The sequence below is a fragment of the Paenibacillus sp. B-A-8 genome, assembly GCF_048572915.1.
Classification (GTDB): domain Bacteria; phylum Bacillota; class Bacilli; order Paenibacillales; family Paenibacillaceae; genus Paenibacillus_AQ.
In genome coordinates this window covers 6,409,098-6,431,395 of record NZ_CP183882.1, presented here as the reverse complement: position 1 = coordinate 6,431,395, position 22,298 = coordinate 6,409,098, and the positions used below count along the sequence as shown (strand labels likewise).

Annotated in this window: 19 protein-coding genes; 18 read left to right on the top strand and 1 reads right to left on the bottom strand. The window is 45.4% G+C overall.

Translation table 11 applies throughout. From position 1 onward, the window contains the following. The first annotated feature begins 17 nt into the window (after nt 1-17). From fliS to ACN6MV_RS29005, 18 genes are all read left to right on the top strand, one after another. Nucleotides 18-416: a flagellar export chaperone FliS gene (gene fliS / locus ACN6MV_RS29090; RefSeq protein WP_042131330.1), complete on the top strand. Its 399-nt coding sequence runs from the start codon at nt 18-20 to the stop codon at nt 414-416. Continuing rightward, nucleotides 409-744 (top strand): hypothetical protein, encoded by a 336-nt coding sequence (locus tag ACN6MV_RS29085; protein ID WP_042131329.1) that lies wholly within the window; start codon nt 409-411, stop codon nt 742-744. The genes fliS and ACN6MV_RS29085 overlap by 8 nt, the downstream gene beginning before the upstream one ends. 235 nt (nt 745-979) lie before the next feature. Then, complete coding sequence (locus ACN6MV_RS29080) at nt 980-1,177, top strand: cold shock domain-containing protein (protein WP_019915069.1); 198 nt, start codon at nt 980-982, stop codon at nt 1,175-1,177. A 385-nt stretch (nt 1,178-1,562) separates the two neighbouring features. Then, on the top strand, nt 1,563-3,008 hold the full coding sequence (locus ACN6MV_RS29075; protein WP_339288355.1) for an S-layer homology domain-containing protein: 1,446 nt from the start codon (nt 1,563-1,565) through the stop codon (nt 3,006-3,008). 229 nt (nt 3,009-3,237) lie between these two features. Next, entirely contained in the window at nt 3,238-3,786 is a 549-nt protein-coding gene (gene hpf / locus ACN6MV_RS29070) for a ribosome hibernation-promoting factor, HPF/YfiA family (protein ID WP_042131328.1), read from the top strand. Nucleotides 3,787-4,065: 279 nt separating this feature from the next. After that, nucleotides 4,066-6,573, top strand: a complete 2,508-nt coding sequence (secA, locus tag ACN6MV_RS29065; RefSeq protein WP_042131327.1) for a preprotein translocase subunit SecA — start codon at nt 4,066-4,068, stop codon at nt 6,571-6,573. A 366-nt stretch (nt 6,574-6,939) separates the two neighbouring features. Next, nucleotides 6,940-8,053 (top strand): peptide chain release factor 2 gene (gene prfB / locus ACN6MV_RS29060; RefSeq protein WP_139328511.1). Its coding sequence is split into 2 segments (ribosomal slippage): nt 6,940-7,011 and nt 7,013-8,053, totalling 1,113 coding nucleotides; the frame shifts between segments, so codons are not numbered across the junction. 153 nt (nt 8,054-8,206) lie between these two features. Beyond that, entirely contained in the window at nt 8,207-9,091 is an 885-nt protein-coding gene (locus tag ACN6MV_RS29055; protein ID WP_042131326.1) for a YitT family protein, read from the top strand. Nucleotides 9,092-9,266: 175 nt separating this feature from the next. Continuing rightward, complete coding sequence (gene argC, locus ACN6MV_RS29050; protein ID WP_042131325.1) at nt 9,267-10,322, top strand: N-acetyl-gamma-glutamyl-phosphate reductase; 1,056 nt, start codon at nt 9,267-9,269, stop codon at nt 10,320-10,322. Between the two features lie 20 nt (nt 10,323-10,342). Beyond that, nucleotides 10,343-11,575: a bifunctional ornithine acetyltransferase/N-acetylglutamate synthase gene (argJ, locus tag ACN6MV_RS29045; RefSeq protein ID WP_042131324.1), complete on the top strand. Its 1,233-nt coding sequence runs from the start codon at nt 10,343-10,345 to the stop codon at nt 11,573-11,575. A 41-nt stretch (nt 11,576-11,616) separates the two neighbouring features. Then, a complete protein-coding gene (gene argB, locus ACN6MV_RS29040) occupies nt 11,617-12,447 on the top strand; it encodes an acetylglutamate kinase (RefSeq protein ID WP_419885360.1) in 831 nt (276 codons plus the stop codon). Nucleotides 12,448-12,517: 70 nt separating this feature from the next. Next, nucleotides 12,518-13,804, top strand: coding sequence for an acetylornithine transaminase (locus ACN6MV_RS29035; RefSeq protein WP_076119092.1), 1,287 nt, complete (start codon nt 12,518-12,520; stop codon nt 13,802-13,804). After that, a complete protein-coding gene (gene argF, locus ACN6MV_RS29030) occupies nt 13,801-14,769 on the top strand; it encodes an ornithine carbamoyltransferase (RefSeq protein WP_076119094.1) in 969 nt (322 codons plus the stop codon). Before ACN6MV_RS29035 ends, argF begins: the two co-directional genes overlap by 4 nt. Nucleotides 14,770-15,061: 292 nt before the next feature. After that, nucleotides 15,062-16,297 (top strand): argininosuccinate synthase, encoded by a 1,236-nt coding sequence (locus ACN6MV_RS29025; RefSeq protein WP_042192353.1) that lies wholly within the window; start codon nt 15,062-15,064, stop codon nt 16,295-16,297. Nucleotides 16,298-16,391: 94 nt separating this feature from the next. Beyond that, nucleotides 16,392-17,807 (top strand): argininosuccinate lyase, encoded by a 1,416-nt coding sequence (gene argH, locus ACN6MV_RS29020; RefSeq protein ID WP_076119096.1) that lies wholly within the window; start codon nt 16,392-16,394, stop codon nt 17,805-17,807. 146 nt (nt 17,808-17,953) lie between these two features. Beyond that, nucleotides 17,954-19,153, top strand: coding sequence for a phosphoenolpyruvate hydrolase family protein (locus tag ACN6MV_RS29015; protein ID WP_076119098.1), 1,200 nt, complete (start codon nt 17,954-17,956; stop codon nt 19,151-19,153). Nucleotides 19,154-19,252: 99 nt separating this feature from the next. Beyond that, nucleotides 19,253-20,461, top strand: coding sequence for a Tm-1-like ATP-binding domain-containing protein (locus ACN6MV_RS29010; RefSeq protein ID WP_419885359.1), 1,209 nt, complete (start codon nt 19,253-19,255; stop codon nt 20,459-20,461). 41 nt (nt 20,462-20,502) lie between these two features. Next, nucleotides 20,503-21,339 carry a phosphoenolpyruvate hydrolase family protein gene (locus ACN6MV_RS29005; RefSeq protein WP_076119102.1) on the top strand — a complete coding sequence of 279 codons (837 nt, stop codon included), beginning with the start codon at nt 20,503-20,505 and terminating at the stop codon, nt 21,337-21,339. Nucleotides 21,340-21,475: 136 nt separating this feature from the next. On the opposite strand, the gene ACN6MV_RS29000 is transcribed toward ACN6MV_RS29005, so the two are convergent. Beyond that, entirely contained in the window at nt 21,476-22,264 is a 789-nt protein-coding gene (locus ACN6MV_RS29000; protein ID WP_076119190.1) for an alpha/beta hydrolase, read from the bottom strand. Nucleotides 22,265-22,298: the final 34 nt, after the last annotated feature.

Here is a 22,298-nt window from a genome sequence, read left to right as displayed (position 1 = left end):
GATAGAGGTGACATTACATGATGACTTCTCCATATGATAAATACCGTCAGTCGTCTGTTCAAACATCAACTCCTGCGCAGTTGGTAATCATGTTGTATGATGGAGCCATTCGTTTTGCGAGAACAGCAATGGATGGACTAAGCAAACAGGACTATGAGAAGACCAGTCTGAATTTTGGCAAAGCTCAAACGATTATTAGTGAATTAATGAGTACATTGGACTACTCCTATGAGGTATCTAATAATCTTTATTCACTTTATGAATATACGAATTTCTTGTTAGTGGAAGCTAACATCCGCAAGAGCCCAGAAAAAGCGGAAGAGGCTATCGGCTACCTTACAGAACTTCGGGAAACTTGGCTACAAGCATCCAAAATCGCTGCAGGCCAGGGACAGGCTGAAAGTGCTCATGGATGAGTTAATTCAGAGCCTGAAGGAACTGACCTTAGGCATCACGGACAGACTTGATGAGACTACCTATGAGGAACTGGAGTTTTTTGTCGAGGATCGTCAGGAGCTTGTCGACGCTATTGCAGAACAAGCCGGAATTTGTAAGTCTACAACCGCACAAAAACAAGAAATTAATCGAATTTTGGGATACGACAATGTAATCTTAGACAGAATGAATGCTCTTCGTTTGGAAGCCCAAGACTGGTTGCAGAAGCGTAATCAGGCCAAGGTACAACGCAGCGCCTACGAGGCTGCTTATACCCCAGATAGTTTTTTAATGGATCGCAGAAAATAAATGATTTCAGTGTTTCACTATAGGAGTAGACGGGTATTAAATACCGTCTGCTTTTTATTTTATCGTTATACCAAATCTATTTCTTAATTAAGGAGAGATAAATGTCATATTTTACGTGGTAAATTATTGCATGTAAACATTTACTTTTCCAATTGACAATAAAGAAGTTGCGGTGGTATAGTCGATTTGTGAGCAAGACTCACGTTCATCTGATGACGAAGGGAATGTTTAATCAATGGAAGGTAAAGTAAAATGGTTTAACGCAGAAAAAGGTTATGGTTTTATTGAAACTGCAGACGGTGGCGACGTATTCGTACACTTTTCCGCGATTCAAACTGATGGTTTCAAGACTTTGGATGAAGGCCAATCCGTAGAGTTCGATATCGTTGAAGGTGCACGCGGACCACAAGCAGCTAACGTAATCAAATTATAATCATACGGCTAAGCCGACCTACATATAAGTAGATGGTTAGCAATTTAGACAGCGCTAGCAAGGATCTTGGGAACTCTCCCAAGGTCCTTTTTTTGTGTTTGGGGCCCCCGCAAAGTACCTGAGTATGCATCGAAGTAAAGCTCCACTTTGTGGGGATATTTTGTGCTCTCATAAACCTCTATTAAGGCTGTTAAATGCTAGAAAATAGCGTGCTTTGTAAATTCATATTATGGAAAATGTTAGAACTCTTCGAAATGTGGGTAATAGTTGTACGTTGAGCTGTTTATCTTACCTCGACGCACACTATGTTAGCCTAGGTCAATACATCTAAGAAAAGATTCATATAGCCTATGCTATCAAAACTTTTAGGAGGATGATTAGCAGGATGAAAAAGAAGTTGCGCGGTCTTATGACCGGAGTTTTAGGAGTTAGTATGTTATTAGGATCTCTTGGCAGCGTATCTGCCGCCTCCGTACCTAAGGATATTCAAGGTCACTGGGCCCAAGGTCAGCTACAGGAATGGCTAGATAGAGGATACCTTGGAGGATACCCAGACGGTACTGTTAAACCAAATAAGGCAATTACACGTGGAGAGTATGTGACTCTGGTAAATCGCCTGTTCGGTTTTACAGAAAAAGCAACTGTAAGCTTTAAAGATATGAAAAGTACAAACTGGAACTACAGTGAAGTGGCTAAAGCCGTGGAAGCTGGTTATATCGGAGGATACGAGGACAATACGTTCCGTCCTAATAGTCCGCTCACAAGACAAGAGGCAGCTGTAATGGCTGCAAAATTACTTAAATTGAGCACCAATACCACTACTAGCAAATTTAAAGACAATGCACAAATTGCAGCATGGGCAAAAGGTGCAGTAGCCGCTGCAGCGGATAAGAAGATTATTAACGGTTATCCGGACGGAACCTTCGGTCCTAAGAGATCGTTAACACGTGCAGAGGCTGTAGGTATCATCAATACCTCAGTCATCTATTACCCAGGTAGCGGCACAGGTGGTGGAGTAGTACCTACCCCAACGCCAACAGCTACTCCGACACCAACAGCTACACCAACCCCAACAGCTACTCCTGGCGGTAGTACTGGTGGAGGCAGCGGTGGTGGATCTGGCGGCGGTAACGGTGGTGGAGATGTCACAACTCCAACCGTAAGTGGGGCAACCTATGGTAACGTTGGTTCGGTAACAGCCGATGTATACCTGACATCTTCCGTAACAGGCTCAGTGTACTATGTTGTAGCTCCTTATACTGCTAACGTAACTGCACCGAGTGCATTACAGGTGGAAAAAGGACAAATCAGCAATGGAACTGCAAGCGAAATTCACGGAAGTGTTGCAGCTGTAGCCAAAACAAATGTTACATTCTCGGTTTACGGATTGAATCCTGGGACAGAATACGCAACATATATCGTAGCAGCGGATGCATCTGGCAATCTGTCTACTGTGACAACCGTTCGATTAACTACTGCTCAGGTAACTACAAACTCGTTTACGCTTTTTGAACCAGGACAAGTAGGTACTGTTACAGCAGATGTATATGTTAAATATGGTGTGACAGGTGCCGCTCCAACCCCAGTAAGATATGTAGTATTGCCTGCTAATGAAAAAGCACCTAGTGCAACACAAATTTCTTTAGGCCAGAATAGTACTGGTACAGCATTGACTGCTCCATGGACGGACACGCTTACGTTCGCTCCTGGTGTAAAACATACGCATACATTGACTGGATTGACAGCCAATACTGCCTATAAGGTATACGTTATTACAGGATCAGGTACGCAATTGTCACCTGTAGAAATCATTCAAATTCATACCAAGTAACTTAATCTTATACTGTCTCAGTTTGGGAATATAAGAATGGAATTCGTACTATAATAACGACAGGTTTACTCTTGGTCCGGTGAGGCGAATAGTTGCTCTTGCCGGACTTGTTTTATTTGTGAACACTACGACAATAATTGTTATCTAATTGTAAGGGCTGTAAGGAATTACTTTTTACTTAGCCTTAACAATTTGGTATAATGAAGGTGTAACTAAAGGAGGAGTGGCCATGCAATTCACCATTCGAGGTCAACAAATTGACGTGACCGACGCTTTGAGAGAGTATGTTGATAAGAAGCTCAGCAAACTTGAGAAGTATTTCGAAGCACCCCCTACCTCTGAAGGGTCTGTGACGCTTGGCGTAGTTCGCGGCCTTCATACGGTGGAAGTAACCATTCCGCTTGCTGGCGTGACGCTTCGTGCGGAAGATCGCAGCGATGACATGTATGCTTCCATAGATGCCGTTGTGGACAAGCTGGAACGTCAAATTCGCAAACACAAAACGAAGATCAATCGTAAGTTCCGTCAAGAGGGACTCAAGACGCTGTTTGTGGACGGAGCAAGTACCGCTGTTGCTGTAGAAGAACAAGATTATGATGATTTAGAAGTTGTGCGGAACAAGCGCTTTACGATGAAGCCGATGGATGTTGAAGAAGCGATTCTTCAAATGAATATGGTTGGACATAATTTCTTTGTGTTTTCCAATATCGACACCTCGGAAGTAAGCGTAGTTTACAAACGTGATGATGGTAAATATGGACTGATTGAACAGGGCTAAGATCCAATGATGCCAGTTATGCTCAAAGTATAAAGGGCTTCGACAGTTAGTCAGAACCTAAGAAATTTAAACCGAGCCCCTATTCGCTGCATGCGAATAGGGCTCTTGTGCGTATAAGCGGATAGATTTGAAAAATGTGGCTGATACACCTTGTATTGCGGCATCTCTTACAAACTGTTACAATTTATGAAGCAGCGGAATCGAATTTATAAATGGCCCTTTCAATTTTGTGAGGATGGGCTCGGTTCCACCATCTGTGTTGCATGAAAGGGGTTAACCATGCTAGGACTTGTAAAGAAAATATTCGGAGACACCAACGATCGTGACGTTAAACGTCTCATGAAGACAGTCGATGTAATTAATGGATTGGAACCGGAATTTGTAAAGCTGTCTGATGAACAGTTACAAGCTAAGACAGCAGAATTCCGTGCCCGTATTGAAAAAGGCGAAACTTTGGAAGAAATTCTTCCCGAGGCATTTGCAACCGTGCGTGAAGCTTCCAAGCGGACACTTGGTATGCGGCATTTTGATGTGCAGCTGATTGGTGGTATGGCTCTGCATGAAGGCCGAATCTCCGAGATGAAGACTGGTGAAGGTAAGACGCTAGTAGGTACATTGCCAGTGTATTTGAATGCTTTGCTAGGTAAAGGTGTACACGTAGTAACGGTCAATGACTATTTGGCTCAGCGCGATAGCGCACAAATGGCACAAATTTATAACTTCCTGGGCATGACGGTTGGGGTTAACCTGAGCGGTATGGACCATGCTGATAAACAAGCTGCTTATGCCTGCGATATTACGTACGGCACGAACAACGAATTTGGTTTTGATTATTTGCGTGACAACATGGTGCTCTATAAAGAGCAAATGGTTCAACGCCCTCTGTATTTCTGTATTATTGATGAAGTGGACTCTATTCTTATTGATGAAGCACGTACACCTCTTATCATTTCCGGACAAGCTGAGAAGTCTACAGAATTGTACTTTTCAGCAGACCGTTTCGTGAAAAAGCTTAAAGCTGAGGAAGACTACACAGTTGATATTAAAGTGAAGTCTGTAGCCTTGACTGAAAAAGGTGTAGCTACTGCTGAGCGCGCTTTTGGTATTGAGAACTTGTATGACCACAGTCATGTGACCTTGAATCACCATATCGTCCAAGCCCTGAAAGCAAACGTAATTATGCGTCGTGACGTAGATTACGTTGTAAACGAGGGTGAGGTCGTTATTGTCGATGAATTTACAGGACGTCTAATGTCAGGACGTCGCTATAGCGATGGATTGCACCAAGCGATTGAAGCGAAGGAAGAAATTGAAGTACAGAATGAAAGTATGACTCTTGCAACGATCACATTCCAGAACTACTTCCGTATGTATCGCAAACTGGGCGGTATGACAGGTACAGCGAAGACTGAGGAAGAGGAATTTAAGAAGATTTATGGTCTTGAAGTTCTTCAAGTCCCTACGAACAAACCGAATCAACGTGTAGATATGCCGGATGTTGTCTACAAGAGTGAGAACGGTAAGTTCAAAGCTGTTGTGGAAGAAATTGTAGAGCGTCACAAAAAGAACCAGCCTGTACTGGTTGGTACAGTGTCAATCGAGAATTCAGAGCTCGTATCTGAAATGCTGAAGCGTAAAGGTGTTAGACACCAAGTGCTTAACGCGAAGCATCACGCTGAAGAAGCGGAAATCATTACACATGCAGGTCAACCGGGTACAGTTACGATTGCTACCAACATGGCTGGACGTGGTACGGACATCGTTCTAGGTGAAGGTGTGACAGATCTTGGAGGTCTGCATATTATTGGTACAGAACGTCATGAATCGCGTCGGATTGATAACCAGCTGCGCGGTCGTGCGGGTCGTCAAGGTGACCCTGGTTCTACACAATTCTACTTGTCGCTTGGCGATGAGCTTATGAAGCGTTTTGGTGCTGACAACGTTCTAACTATGATGGATCGTCTCGGATTTGAGGAAGATCAGCCGATTGAGAGCCGCATGATCACACGTGCTGTAGAATCTGCTCAGAAACGTGTTGAAGGCAATAACTTTGATATCCGTAAAGTCGTATTGCAATACGATGACGTGATGAATCAGCAGCGTGAAATTATTTATAAACAACGCCGTGAGATTCTGGAGTCTGATAATATTAAAGATATCGTGCTTGAAATGATCAAACCAGTAATTGAGCGTATCGTTCTTGCACACTGTAGCGATGATATTCCTGAGAACTGGGAACTGCAAGAAGTTGCTGATTACGTGAACAGCAAGCTGCTTGAAGAAGGTGCTTTGACCCGTGATATTCTATGGGGTAAGGAAGCAGAGGAGATCATCGAGTTTATTTTCGAACGTGTGCTTGAGAAATATGCTGCACGTGAAGAACGTCTGGGTTCAGAACTCGTACGTGAATTCGAGAAGGTAATCGTACTTCGTTCCGTAGATAGCAAATGGATGGATCATATCGATGCAATGGATCAATTGCGTCAAGGGATTCACTTGCGTGCTTACGGGGGTACGGATCCACTTCGCGAGTATCAATTCGAAGGTTTTGAGATGTTTAATACTATGACTGCTACGATTCAAGAAGAAGTAGCTACTTATATTATGAAGGCTCACATCGAAGCGAATCAGGAACGTCAATCCGTTATTGATGAAGACAAGATTTCTACAAACGGAGAGCCTGTTGAGAAACGTCCGGTTCATGTTGAGGCTGTAACTGGCCGTAACGATCTTTGCCCTTGCGGAAGCGGCAAGAAGTACAAGAATTGCCACGGTCAAAACGCATAAGATAAACGTTCAGTAGCACTCATAATCAGGAGTAAGATGTAAGTCTGTATCCCTGATATCTATGGGTATACTAACCATAAAGAGCGGCTGGGCCCGGGGGTATCCCCCGTTTACGGCCCAGTCGCTTTTTTGGATGTTTAGTATTCGAGTGAATGAGGAATGGAGAGAAGGTTTGGAACTGGAGAAGCGTAGCGCTCGCCTTTATCTTCAGATTCCAACCGCAAGTGCGGTTATCTAATCAAGGAATCTGAGGATAACAGCGATCGGAAGTCCAATCCTTCTCGGAATGGCTAATCATTCACTCACGCACTAACTATCCATTAGAGCGAAGACCGTAACAACCTATTTTGAAAGGTGAAGTGACCTATGATAGAAGCGAATGTAAAGCAAGATCTGCGTGAAATAGGCAAGAAACTAACTGACCTTAGGGGGTCTCTTTGACTTAGATCTTAAGCAAGAGATGATTTCTAACTTTGAAGAAAAAATGGCTGCTCCAGGCTTCTGGGATAATCCAGAGCAAGCACAGAGTGTGATCGGCGAGATGAATGCCGTGAAATCTTCCGTGGATCAATATGAGAAGCTGCAACAAGAATACGACGATGCTGCGATGATGGCAGAGCTTGCGGACGAAGAAGGCGATGAAGATCTTGCGGCAGAGATTGGGGAGACAATCAGCAGCTTAGGCAGAAAAGTGGATGAATTCGAGCTGCAATTGCTACTTAACCAGCCGTATGACAAGCTGAATGCAATCCTTGAGCTCCATCCGGGTGCGGGCGGTACGGAATCCCAGGACTGGGGACAAATGCTGCTGCGGATGTATACCCGTTGGGCTGAAAAACGTGGATTCAAGGTTGAGGTTTTGGATTATTTGCCGGGTGATGAAGCAGGAATCAAGAGTGTCACACTGCTCATCAAAGGCTTCAATGTATATGGATATCTGAAAGCTGAAAAGGGTGTACATCGATTGGTGCGGATTTCTCCGTTTGACTCTTCTGGTAGACGCCATACCTCTTTTGTATCCTGTGACGTAGTTCCGGAAATTACGGATGACGTAGAAGTTGAGATCCGTACCGAGGATCTTAAGATCGATACGTATCGTGCGAGCGGTGCCGGTGGTCAGCATATCAATACCACAGACTCTGCGGTACGGATTACTCACTTACCTTCGGGTGTGGTGGTAACCTGCCAGAATGAACGTTCACAGATCAAGAACCGGGAACAAGCAATGAAGATGCTACGTTCTAAACTATATGAGCGCAAACTGCAAGAACAGCAGCAGCAATTGGATGAGATTCGCGGTGAGCAATCCGATATCGCTTGGGGCAGTCAGATCCGTTCTTATGTATTCCATCCATATAACATGGTCAAGGATCACCGTACTTCCGTAGAAACGGGTAATGTGGGTGCGGTAATGGACGGAGATCTGGATGCGTTCATCGATGGTTACTTGCGTAGCCAGATCAAGGTTGAGGCGGACTAAGGGATTTTTTCGGGAATATAGGAGAGTATAAAGTTACTCCATACTTTATCTATATATTTATTTTTCGGGGAAACGGATACCATTCTTTGATCTGAATGGGGTAGCCGTTTCTTCTTACGTAGAGCAAGATGACACTTTAAGGAGCGCCATGAAATGCAAAAAATCAATTCTCGTAATAAACCCCCGCTGATTCCACTGAATGGACCCGTCCGTCATGTGGTGGATACAACGCTTATTCTGATTGGTTCGCTAATCACGGCACTGGGTTTTAATCTTTTTTTTCTGCCTAATCATATAGCTTCTGGCGGTGTATCGGGTCTTTCTGTATTGGCTGAAGCTTGGTTTGGGGCTGAACCGGCATTTACGCAATGGGCACTTAATATCCCGTTGTTTGTGCTCGGAGTAATCTTCCTTGGTAAACAATACGGCGTTCGCTCCTTGCTTGGGAGCTTTGTGCTGCCGCTATTTATCTTGTTGACAAAAGATTTACCTACACCTACAACAAATCCACTTCTAGCCTCCATTTATGGCGGTATCTGTGTGGGAGTGGGGCTTGGCGTCGTGTTCCGCGGACGGGGCTCGACAGGTGGTCTTACGATTTTGGCGCAAATCATTCAAAAGATATCGGGTCTCAGCTTCTCGGTTTCCGTTGTGTTGCTGGATGGGACAGTTATTGTACTGGCTGCGTTTATTCTCGGTATGGAGCAAGCGCTGTATGCATTGATTGGATTGTTTGTGACAGGTAAGGCCATTAATGCGATAGAAGTAGGCTTCCGCTATACGAAGGTTGCATATATTATCTCGGACAAGACAGATGAAATATCTGCGGCGATATTAAATGATCTGGATCGTGGACTGACAAAGCTGGACGCACATGGCGGGTATACTGGCGATGCACGTACCGTTCTGATGGTTGTGGTAGGTCAGAATGAAGTATCAAGACTGAAAGCGATTGTCCAATCTGTAGATACAAGTGCATTTGTTATTATTACCGAAGCACATGAAGTGTTAGGCGAAGGATTTAAAAGAGAAGCGTAATCTCTCCTACGGGGGAGGCGACGCTTCTCTTTTTTTCTAAATGAGGTTATATTTAGGATGAATAAAGTTCACATATTGTGTTGTATTTATATTAATAGGGATGTATAATAATACATATTTCTAAGACGGTATGCATTATATTAAATAATATATTCATGATAAGCAGGAAGTGGGGATGACAGTGGAAGGCAAGCTGAGGGCGGCGATTGTTGGATCAACGGGTTATGGAGGCGTAGAGCTGATTCGGCTACTACAAAGTCATCCTAAAGTAGAGATTACTTCGGTAATTTCCTCATCTAGTGCAGGGGATGCGATAGAGGAAGGGTTTCCTCATTTGACGGGCATTATTGACCGAAGGCTGGATGGCGTTGATCCGGTGCAGATGGCTGAGCGGGCGGATGTGGTTTTTACGGCTACGCCGTCGGGTGTAAGTGCAAAGCTGGTCCCGCAGCTGCTGGAAGTTGGACTTAAGGTCGTAGATCTATCCGGCGATTTCCGATTGAAGGATGGCGCAGAGTATGAGCACTGGTACAAACATACGGCTCCTGCTGATGAATACCTAGAACAGGCTGTATACGGACTTTGCGAGGTGTTCGGAGAGCGTGTGGCTGGGGTTGATTTTATATCTAATCCAGGCTGTTATCCTACTGCTACACTTCTTGGACTAATTCCTGCGATTCAGGCAGGCTGGATTAAGCATGACAGTATTATTATTGATGCGAAATCGGGGGTTACCGGAGCAGGACGCGGAACGAGTCTGATGGTGCATTATGCAGAGATAAACGAGAACTTAAAAACTTATAAATTAAATAAACATCAGCATATACCGGAAATCGAGCAGACACTCACGGAGATTGCTGGAGAAAAGGTAACCGTAACGTTTACCACACATCTCGTGCCGATGAGCCGAGGGATTATGAGTACGATGTATGCAGGAATGAAGGGCAATTATACGGAGCAGGATTTTGTGGATTTATATCGTGAATATTATGCGGGCAGACCTTATGTGCGAGTGCGCGATGTAGGTGTGATTCCGGCAACAAAAGAAGTTAGCGGCTCTAATTATTGTGATATCGGATTTGCGACAGATGCTCGTACAGGGCGGGTGACTATAGTCTCCGTCATTGATAACGTTGTAAAAGGTGCGGCAGGTCAGGCAATACAGAACCTTAATTTGATGATGGGATGGGAGGAAACCCTTGGCCTCGGCTACACACCTGTGTATCCATAAGGATCAGCGGTACAAATAACATGAGCGAGATTGAATTATTTACTACCTTGGAAGGTGGAAGCATTACTTCACCTAAGGGATTTAAGTCCGGAGGACTGCACTGTGGATTGAAAAAAACAGACCGCAACGATCTCGGAGTGATTCTTTGTGAGGTTCCAGCTACGGCTGCCGCCGTGTATACGACGAATGTTTTTCAGGCGGCTCCGCTGAAGGTGACGCGGGAAAGCCTTGTGAACGGAACGTTGCAGGCGGTGGTCGTGAACAGCGGGAATGCTAATGCCTGCACTGGTGAACAAGGTGAAGCCGATGCTTATGAGATGCGCGCTGCTGCGGCCCAGCATTTGGGCGTGAACGTTAACGATGTTGCTGTCGCTTCAACTGGAGTTATTGGTGAATTACTGAAAATGGACTGCGTACGTAGCGGTATTGCTGCAATACCAGAGAAGCTGGACGGTGGGGCTGCTGGAGCGGAGGAATTCTGTCAGGCCATACTTACAACTGATTTAGTTAAAAAAGAGGTTGCCGTGAAGGTGCTTGTTGGCGGTGTAGAAGTTATTATTGCTGGAGCCGCGAAGGGCTCCGGGATGATTCATCCTAACATGGCTACCATGCTCGGTTTTATGACTACAGATGCTGATATTTCAGCGGAAGATTTACACAGTTTGCTTCGTTCTGCTACGAACGTTACTTTTAATATGATTACAGTCGATGGAGATACTAGTACCAATGATATGTTAGTGTCGATGGCGAGTGGGCTTGCAGGGAATGATAAGCTGACTCAACAGCATCCGGATTGGGACGCTTTTGCCGCAGGATTCACGTATGTCTGCCAGACGCTTGCCAAAGCGATTGCTCGTGATGGAGAAGGTGCGACTCACCTGATTGAGGTTCAAGTGAATGGTGCAGTTCATGACGAAGCTGCCGCAGCGATTGCCAAGACAGTGGTAGGTTCTAGTCTAGTGAAATCTGCTATTTTTGGAGCGGATGCGAACTGGGGACGAATTATTGCAGCGGTTGGACGCGCGGGTGTTCCGGTATCGCCGGAGCGCGTAAACATTTCTTTAGGTGATATTGAGGTGCTACTGCAATCGAAGCCGGTTGTTTTTGATGAAGAGAAGGCTTTGGCTTATTTGCAAAAAAGTGAAACGGTGCTGATCACTGTAGATTTGCATGATGGAACCGGAAAGGCTACAGCTTGGGGCTGTGACTTAACTTACGATTATGTGCGTATTAACGCTGCATACCGTACCTAATTTGTGGCGGCTTAAGCCCACAAGGGAAGGATACCGAACATATGACGCTAAATAGCGAGCTTGAACTTATAGATGCATTAGATGGTAGTGGATTGTTTGTGATGAAATGCGGCGGCAGTACGCTGGCTGCTCTTCCTGATTCTTTTTTCGAAGATTTACGAGATTTGCAGCAGGAAGGCACTCAGCCTGTAATAGTTCATGGCGGAGGGCCGGCCATTTCAGAGAATCTAGCAAAGCTGGGCATTGAAAGCAGCTTCGTGAACGGTCTGCGGGTAACCACCGAGGCAGTACTAGATGTCGTAGAGATGACGCTGGCAGGGAGTATCAACAAGGCGATTGTAAGGCGAATTCAAGGAAGTGGCGGTCTAGCTTTAGGGCTATCCGGCATCGATGGAAATATGATTACTGCTAGACCCGTAGCTAATAGCGCTGAAGTAGGTTTGGTAGGAGAAGTAACGGAAGTAAAAGCTGAGATCGTAACTGGTATTGTTGGGATGGGCTATATTCCTGTCATTGCACCTATCGGTGTAGATGCTGCAGGTCAGCGCTACAATATTAACGCAGACACAGCAGCAGGAGCAGTCGCTTCTTATGTAGAGTCTCCCCAAATGATCGTGGTCACAGATGTGCCTGGCATTATGAGTACCGTGGAGGGTCAGAAAACTGTACTTCCATCCGTTACCGTACAGGAAATCGAAGCTTTAATTGAAAGTGGAGAAATCTACGGCGGCATGATCCCGAAAGTACGGGCAGCGATCGATTGCATTCAAGGCAGCGTTTCAGAGGTTATTATTGTGGATGGAAAAGAACCGCGGGTGCTTAGCCGAGTACTACAAGGTGAAGCGATAGGCACACGTATTATTCGTTCGTAGAATCATAGATGAATATCATTTAGAGGTGCAGCCTGGTACACAGGAGCAGCCGATGGGAGAGTGACTTAGAATGAGCAAGCTTACACAAGCTGAATTGGATTCGCAAGCAGGGGCACAGCAGACCGATACATTAGGATCAGCTACACCGGATGTTGCAGCAGGCAAGCTGAGCGCGGTATTCCCTTCTTACGCCAGATATGATCTTAGCTTAGTTAAAGGCAAGGGGACCTGGGTATGGGATGATAAGGGCAATAAGTATCTTGATTTCACAAGTGGATTGGCTGTGACCAGTCTAGGTCATGCTCCTGAAAAAGTCGGTGCGAAGCTGAAGGATCAGATTGATACGCTCTGGCATGTCTCGAACCTGTTCCATATTCCTGGACAGGACAAAGTTGCAAATCTTTTGACAGAGAATAGCTGCGCTGATCAAGTGTTTTTCTGTAATAGTGGGGCAGAAGCGAATGAGGCTGCTATTAAGCTGGCTCGTCGTTACCACCAGAAGGTAAAAGGTGTTGATCGTTATGAGGTCATCACATTTGAACAATCCTTCCATGGACGTACATTAGCCACACTGACAGCAACAGGTCAGCAAAAGGTAAAAGAAGGCTTCCTGCCGCTTCCAGCAGGCTTCAAAACTGTACCCTTGCATGATCTCCCTGCGTTAGAGGCTGCTATCGGTGATCATACAGCTGCTATCATGCTGGAGATGGTACTTGCAGAGGGTGGCGTGCTAGAGGTAGAACCAGAGTTCTTGAACGCTGTAGTGGCACTGTGTAAGAAACACGGATTGCTTCTGATTGTAGATGAGGTACAGACAGGTATGGGACGCACAGGCAAGCTGTTTGCTCATCAGCATTATGGAATTGAACCAGATATTTTCACTTTGGCTAAAGGGATTGCTAGTGGGTTCCCAGCGGGCTTAATGCTTGGCAAAGGATATTTGCGTGATGCTTTCTCACCAGGCAGCCATGCGTCCACCTTCGGGGGAACACCACTCGCAACAGCGGTTATGGCAGCGACAATTGAAACGATGCTGGAGGATGAGCTTCCACAACGCGCTGAAGAAATGGGTAAGTACCTGACAGGTCTTTTGAAAGAGAAGCTGGCGGACTGTTCTTTTGTGAAGGATATCCGTGGTAAAGGTCTGTTGATCGGGATTGAATGTCAATCACCAGTGGGCGATATTGTTTTGGCTGGACAAAAGAAAGGCCTGTTGTTCGTGACAGCGGGTCCTAATGTCCTTCGCTTGCTGCCTAATCTATATGTAAGTAAAGAGGAGATCGACCAAGCGGTGGACATCGTCTCCGAACTCATTCATACTTATGCTAAACAAGCAAACGGGGAGGTAAGCTCATGAGTCAGGGCGTACAGAGTAACAAGCACACCATTGCACAGCAACTGAAAGGCCGTGATTTACTGGAGCTGAACGATTACAGCCCGGAAGAAATTACGTATCTGATTGATTCAGCGATTGAGCTGAAGAAGAAGCAGAAAAATGGCGAAGAATTTCAGCCGCTGAAGGGAAAGACGATTGGTCTTATTTTTGAAAAATCCTCTACTCGTACGCGCGTGTCGTTTGAAGTTGGAATGTATCAGCTGGGAGGGCATGCCCTTTTCTTGAGCAAAAATGACATTCAGCTTGGACGCGGTGAAACGGTTGGCGATACAGCACAAGTAATGTCACGTTACCTCGACGGAATTATGATCCGTACCTTCGGTCATGACAAAGTAGAGGATCTGGCTCGGTATGCTTCTATTCCAGTAATCAACGGCCTGAGCGACCTGGCACATCCTTGCCAAGTGCTGGCGGATTACCAAACGATTTATGAGCACAAAGGAAAGCTCAAAGGCCTGAAGCTGGCTTACATCGGCGATGGCAACAATATGGCGCATTCTCTGATGATTGGCGGAGCTAAGCTGGGCGTGGACGTATTTATTGCCGGACCGGAAGGTTATGAGCCGGATGCAGCGGTTGTAGCAGAAGCCCGTGAGATCGCTAAAGAAACCGGAGCGAAGATTGTGGTTACTCACAGCCCGCAAGAAGCTGTACAAGACGCTGACGTCATCTACACCGATGTGTGGGCGAGTATGGGCTTCGAAGAGGAGCAAAAGGCGCGTGAAGCGGCATTCAAGGACTATCAGGTCAATGAGGAGCTTGTAAAAGGTGCGAAGAGCGATTATCTCTTCCTACACTGCCTGCCGGCCCACCGTGAGGAAGAGGTCAGCACAGGCGTGATTGACGGCCCTAACTCGGTCATCTTTGATCAGGCTGAGAACCGTCTGCATGCGCAAAAGGCTTTAATGGCTGCTCTGATGAGTTAAGGAATTTAAATAATATAAAATATAAATCACTATATAAATTGAATTAATGTTGAGCGAAGTTAGGTTTTGGACGATAGAGTAATGGAGCGGAATTTTTGGAACTGTAGGAGCGTAGCGTTCGCCTTTATCATCAGATTTCATCCGCATAATGCGGTTTGAAATAAAAAAAATCTGATGATAACAGCGACCGGAAGTCCAAACATTCAGCGTAGTTGCGATTAATCGTTAAAGTGCTAGCGAGAGCACGGTTATTTTAATTTATATCCCCCACACGAAAGGAAGTTGCCACACCATGGCTAAAGAAAAAATTGTACTCGCCTATTCCGGCGGACTAGATACATCCGTTATTTTGAAATGGCTTAAAGAAACCTATGACGCGGAGATCATCGCCTTCACAGCCGATATCGGCCAAAAAGAAGAGCTCGACGGTTTGGAAGAAAAAGCACTAGCAACCGGTGCATCGAAAGTATACATCGACGATCTGCGCGATGAGTTCGCTAGCGACTTCATCTACCCTATGTTCCAATCCGGCGCGCTTTACGAAGGCCAATACTTGCTCGGAACTAGTATTGCTCGTCCACTGATCGCTAAGCGTATGGTGGATATCGCCATCGCTGAAGGTGCTACGGCTATCGCGCACGGCGCGACTGGTAAAGGTAACGATCAAGTGCGTTTTGAGCTTGGCGTAGCTGCACTAGCACCAAACATTAAAGTAATTGCGCCTTGGCGTTTGGAAGAGTTCCGCAATCAATTCCCGGGTCGTGCGGAAATGATCGCTTATGCGGAAGCTAATGATATTCCGGTACAAGCATCTGCGGCGAAGCCGTATTCGATGGACCGTAACCTGCTGCACATCAGCTATGAGAGCGGCGTATTGGAAGATCCTTGGTTCGATCCAAGTGCACCTGAGAACAAAGGAATGTTCCTACTGAGCAACGCTCCAGAGGATGCTCCGGATGAAGCGGAATATTTGGAACTCGATTTCGTTAAGGGAGACTGCGTAGCGCTGAATGGTGAGTCTTTAAACCCACTTCAAGTGATGGAGAAATTGAACGAGCTGGGCGGTAAACACGGTATCGGACGTGTGGATATGGTTGAGAACCGTTTTGTCGGCATGAAGAGCCGTGGTGTGTATGAGACTCCGGGTGGAACAATCCTGTTCGTCGCTCATCGCAAAATGGAGTCCATCACGATGGACCGTGAAGTGATGAACCTGCGTGACAGCCTGATCACTCGTTACAGCACTTTGGTGTATAACGGTTTCTGGTTCGCACCAGAGCGTATTGCACTGCAAGCTCTTGTAACACAGAGCCAGCAAAATGTAACAGGTACTGTTCGTCTTAAACTGTACAAAGGCAACATCATCGGCGCTGGAGTGAAGAGCCCAGTCAGCCTGTACAACCCTGAAATTGCAACGATGGAAGCTGATCCTACACAAGCTTATGATCAAGGGGATGCAACTGGTTTTATCCACTTGAACGCATTGCGCCTTAAGGTTTCTACAGGTGTAAATGGAGCTTCGAAATAGAACGATAACATAAACTTAAACGGGCAACCCCGAAGGCCGTTCCTCCCGTCAGGATAGGAGCGGCCCTCTGGCGTCCAAGAGGAGGAAACTACAGGTGAGCAAGCTTTGGGGCGGACGGTTTACTAAAGGAACAAACAAGCTGGTGGAGGAATATACGGCTTCCATTGGATTTGATAAGGCTTTGGCCAAAGAAGATGTACAAGGCAGTCTGGCGCATGTCACAATGTTGGGCAAATGCGGAATCCTTCCACAAGAAGATGTGGAGACGATTAAGCAAGGTCTGAACAAAGTATTGGACAAGGTTAACGCTGGAGAGGTTGTTTTCTCCGTAGCGGATGAAGACATCCATATGAATATTGAAAAACATCTGATCGAGGAAATCGGTCCGGTCGGTGGTAAACTGCACACTGGACGTAGCCGTAACGATCAGGTGGCAACGGATATGCACCTTTACCTACGGGGCCGTGTAGTTGAGCTAGTTAGCTTGCTGCATGAATTACAGGAAGCCCTGATTGAACAAGCCAAAGATAATGTAGAGACGATCATCCCTGGTTACACGCATTTGCAGCGGGCACAACCGATCCTGTTTGCTCACCACTTGTTGGCTTACGTCTCGATGTTCCGCCGCGATGCAGAACGTCTGACAGACAGCTACAAACGGATCAACGTGCTGCCACTCGGAGCAGGCGCACTTGCTGGTACAACCTTCCCGATCGATCGCCACTTTGTTGCGGAACAGCTGGGCTTTGACAGTGTGTACGAGAACAGTCTGGATGCTGTCAGCGACCGCGATTTCATCGTCGAGTTCTTAGCAAATGCTGCGCTTGTAATGACTCACCTATCCAGACTCAGCGAGGAACTGGTGTTGTGGAGCAGCACGGAGTTCAGCTTTGTGGAACTGGATGACGCTTTCTGCACAGGCAGCAGCATTATGCCTCAGAAGAAGAACCCGGACGTACCAGAACTGGTACGGGGCAAAACAGGCCGCGTTTACGGCAATCTGATTGGCTTGCTGACCGTACTGAAATCACTGCCACTGGCGTACAACAAGGATATGCAGGAAGACAAAGAAGGCATGTTTGATACCGTTACTACGCTGACTGGTGCGCTACAATTGTTCGCGCCGATGATCTCCACCATGAAGGTGAACAAGGAGCGTATGCGTGAAGCCGTGAACACAGACTTCTCGAATGCTACGGATATCGCCGACTTCTTGGTCGGCAAAGGCCTTCCTTTCCGCCAAGCACATGAAGTAATCGGGAAAACAGTGCTCTACTGCATAAACGAAGGCAAGTTCCTGCTGGATCTGACGCTGGAAGAGTTCAAGCAATTCTCGCCACTCTTCGACGAGAATATCTATGCTGTTCTACAGCCGGAAGCTGTAGTTAACGCCCGCAACGTTTATGGCGGCACAGCCACCGTTCAGGTGAAGGCTGCAATCGAACGCGCGGAGCAGGCGCTGCAGGAAGCTAATGAATGGGTAGTAAAACACGGTGACGCTATTTTGTAAACCGTATCAATACCAAATCTCGCCTCAGACTTTTATAGGTCGCAGGCGAGATTTTTTTTATCTAAAGGGGCTTTAAGTACAACACAACTGGATTCACAGTGCTCTTTACGGTTATCCTTAAATTAGGGATAGGAGGGTTCGTAAGTATGAGTAGAGAGCAGATCCTAGACGAGCTTAGATCGCAATTAAAACTGGGCAATCATATTATCGGAGTAGCCACAGGTGCTGGAATAACGGCAAAGTATGCGAAGCAGGGTGGCGCTGATTTTCTTCTGATGTTAAATTCGGGTAAATTCCGCCAGATGGGGAGGAGTTCTCTCGCTGGGATTTTGCCGTTTTGCAATAGCAATGATATGGTGATGGACTTTGCGTCTAGGGAAATCATCCCTCTGGTAAGAGATATTCCTATTATTTTTGGGCTCAATGCAACCGATCCGACAAAAGATATGGAGAGCTATATCAGTGAAATAAAGAATAAGGGATTTTCCGGAATTAATAATTACCCCACGGTCGGATTAATAGATGGTCAATTTGGAGAAGCACTCGAAGAAGAGGGGAATGGTTATCTACTCGAAGTAGAAGCTATAAGGATCGCCCATGAAAAAGATTTGTTTACCATAGCCTTTGTATTTGACGAAATTCAAGCTGCTCAGATGATCGAGGCGGGAGCAGATATTATTTGTGCACATTTAGGCTTAACCGAAGGGGGATTATTAGGAGCCAAAAAAGTATTCTCTCTGGAAGCTGCCAAGGCTAAGGCTGACAAGATTTTTAATACATGCAATGCGTTAAAGCCAGATTTAATTAAATTGGTGTATGGTGGTCCCGTGAAAACGCCGATTGATGTGCAGTATATGTACAGTAATAATCAAAACCTGATGGGGTACATCGGGGGCTCTGCTTTTGAAAGAATTCCATCGGAGAAGTCCATCACGAATATAACCAAAGCTTTTAAAGTGTCGGGGACGCTGGATGAAGATGATTTTATGGTGAAAATGTTAAACGGCATCACAAAGCACTATGATTATGTTGAATTTGTAAAAGAATACGTGGCCCAAAATTATATGAATGAGATTTTGTTTGCAGATTTAGCTAAGGTGGCGCATGTATCCCGAAGTTACTTAAGTAGTTTGTTTACCAAAAAAGTAGGCTGCAGCTTTCAAACGTATCTCGTACAATTTCGAATGGATAAGGCAGCGGAAATATTACATAGAGACCCTATCCAGTTATCTGAGCTAGCGCCATTAGTTGGATATCAAGATTATGCGCAGTTTAGCAAAATGTTTAAGAAGTACAAAGGGTTCTCTCCAAAACAATATAAATCTAACATAAACACAAAAACATAAGACATAAAAGCGTTTTCATTCATAATTCAAAGAAGTATGATTAACTCATAAGTTGATCATGCTTTTTTGTTGTAGATATTTGAAGAGGAGGTTGAAGAAATGAAGACGATTGCCATTGCCGGAACTTTTGACACCAAGGGTGAAGAATATCTCTACATTAAAAATTTGCTGGAAAGCTTGGAGTTAGGTACGTTTACGATTCATACGGGTGTGTTTGAACCCACTTTTACACCGGATATCTCTAACCGAGAAGTAGCAGCAGCCGCGGGTGTAAGTATAGATGAGCTCGTTGCCAAGAAGGATAGAGCATTAGCGACAGAATTATTAGCCAAAGGTATGGAAAAATTAGTACCTGAATTATATAAGCAAGGCAAATTTGATGGCATTATCTCCTTTGGGGGCACTGGAGGGACTTCACTTGTAACCCCTGGTATGCGGGCATTGCCTATTGGCGTACCAAAAGTGATGGTTTCGACCGTAGCTTCTGGGAATACTGCCCCATATGTAGGCACTAGTGATATTGTCATGATGCCATCCGTAGTAGACGTTGCAGGACTGAACTCCATTTCAACAAAGATTTTTACCAATGCAGCCTTCGCCATCGCCGGTATGCTTAAATTTGAGAATAAACAAGTGATAGAGAAAAAACCTTTAGTAGCTACAACAATGTTTGGGGTAACAACTCCCTGTGTGACGGCAGCCCGTAACTATCTTGAAGCTAGAGGATATGAGGTGCTTGTATTCCATGCAACAGGTGTAGGTGGCCAGTCCATGGAAGCGCTAATCGAGGCTGGTTTTATTGAAGGTGTATTGGATCTGACCACAACAGAATGGGCGGACGAAATTATTGGTGGTGTGCTAAATGCCGGACCTCATCGGTTAGAAGCTGCTGGTAAACATCATATTCCACAGGTTGTGTCGGTAGGTGCCCTTGATATGTGTAACTTTGGCCCTTATGATACGGTACCCGAGAAATTTGCTGGACATAAGTTCTATAAGCATAACCCTACAGTTACTTTGATGAGAACAACAGTAGAAGAGAATGAAGCTATCGGCAAAAAGCTTGTCGAGAAATTAAATATGGCCAAAGAGAAAACGGTGTTAATGTTGCCGCTTAAAGGGATATCGGGCATTGATGTTGCAGGGGAAGCTTTTTACGGTGTAGAGGAAGATCAAATGTTATTTGATACCTTGAGAAATGGTGTGAACAGAAATGTTGTCGAGGTTATCGAAATGGATTGTGCCATTAATGATGTAGAGTTTGCAGAAGCAGCAGCGCAGAAGCTAATAAATCTCATGAGCAAATAACACTAACACAGAACATTTAAATAATGATGGAGGCGTTACACATGAACAAAAATACAAGAACTGAAATCATGGCGAAGTTTAGAGAAGAAGTAGCAAATGGAAAGATTCTTTTAGGCGTGGGAGCCGGTACAGGGATTACTGCAAAAAGCAGTGAAGCTGGCGGAGCGGATATGCTGATTGTTTATAATTCAGGAAGATACAGAATGGCAGGTCGTGGATCATTGGCAGGGCTACTATCTTATGGAGATGCCAACCAAATTGTAGTCGAAATGGGCTCTGAAGTATTACCTGTTGTGAAAAATACTCCCGTACTAGCAGGCGTATGTGGAACAGATCCTTTTAGAGTGATGGAGGTATATTTGAAACAGCTTAAGGATCAAGGTTTTAGCGGCGTGCAAAACTTCCCAACCGTTGGTTTGATCGATGGCGTATTCAGACAGAACCTTGAAGAGACCGGGATGGGATATGGTTTAGAAGTAGATATGATTAGAGCAGCGCATGAATTGGATATGCTCACAACTCCTTACGTATTTGATCCTGATCAAGCAAAAGCGATGGCAGAAGCAGGCGCAGATATTTTGGTGGCGCATATGGGCTTGACTACCAAAGGTACAATTGGAGCTAAGACCGCTCTGACATTGGATGATTGTGTAGAAAGAATTGAAGCGATTATTAAAGCAGGGAAAGCAGTAAATCCAGAAATTATGGTGATTTGTCACGGTGGACCAATTGCTGAACCAGAAGATGCTGCGTACGTAATTGAACGGACAGAAGGTATAGACGGATTCTTTGGTGCCTCGAGTATTGAAAGATTTGCTGCTGAAAAAGGGATTAAAGATCAGACAGTCCTATTTAAAAATATCACCAAACAAGCATAATTGCCTTCGGCATCCCTATAAGGACGGTAAGCCATTAAGCGAGAAATAAAAGAACCCTCCGGAGAGGGCAATCTGAGTAGTATAGAATTAAGGTGTAGCTTATAGCTGCACCTTTTTTGTTGTCTATTAGAAGAAGCTAATTATTACTCAACGGCAGCCAAGCCAATATATCGCGTATTTTGGCATCCCAATAGCCCCATTCATGTGTGCCTGGACCTTCTTCATAGGTTAAAGAAAGTGAGGTTGCTCGGCACGCATCGCGGAATTTCAAGTTATCTGTGTACAGGAAATCTTCTGTGCCACAGCATTGATACAGCGCTGGTTTCGGTCCCGTGGAGCGGTTCACTTCCTCAAGCAGCCATAGAAGGTCTTCGGGCGTACCGGCGATATCTTCCGTTCCGAAGATCATTTCGTATTCTTTGCTTTTGACGGTAGGATCCTCAAAGTTTATAAAATTATGCGCCATATCAAGTGCGCCCGACAGACTAGCTGCAGCCGCAAAAGCTTCCGGTTTCCGTAGTCCCAGCTTGATCGCTCCGTAACCACCCATCGACAAACCGGCTACAAAGTTATCCTCGCGTTTATCTGACAATGGGAAGAATGAGCGCGCAAGCATAGGCAACTCCTCACTAATAAAGGTCCAATAACGACCGCCAACCGCCATATCCGTGTAGAAACTGCGATGTACATTCGGCATAACTACAGCTATTCCCATCTCTGCTACATATCGTTCTATCGAAGTCCGGCGAAGCCAGATCGAATCATCGTCGGACAAACCATGCAGCAAATACAATGTAGGATGTAGTTCTCCCCTTGTTACGTTGCTCATACCGATTTGTGTGGTTGTTTTTTGCGGCAAAATTACAGTCATTGAGGTATTCAATCCTAGTACTTCTGAATAAAATTTACACTCTATTAAAGCCATTTCATCCATCCCCTCTCTCTCCAAATGATAGCAC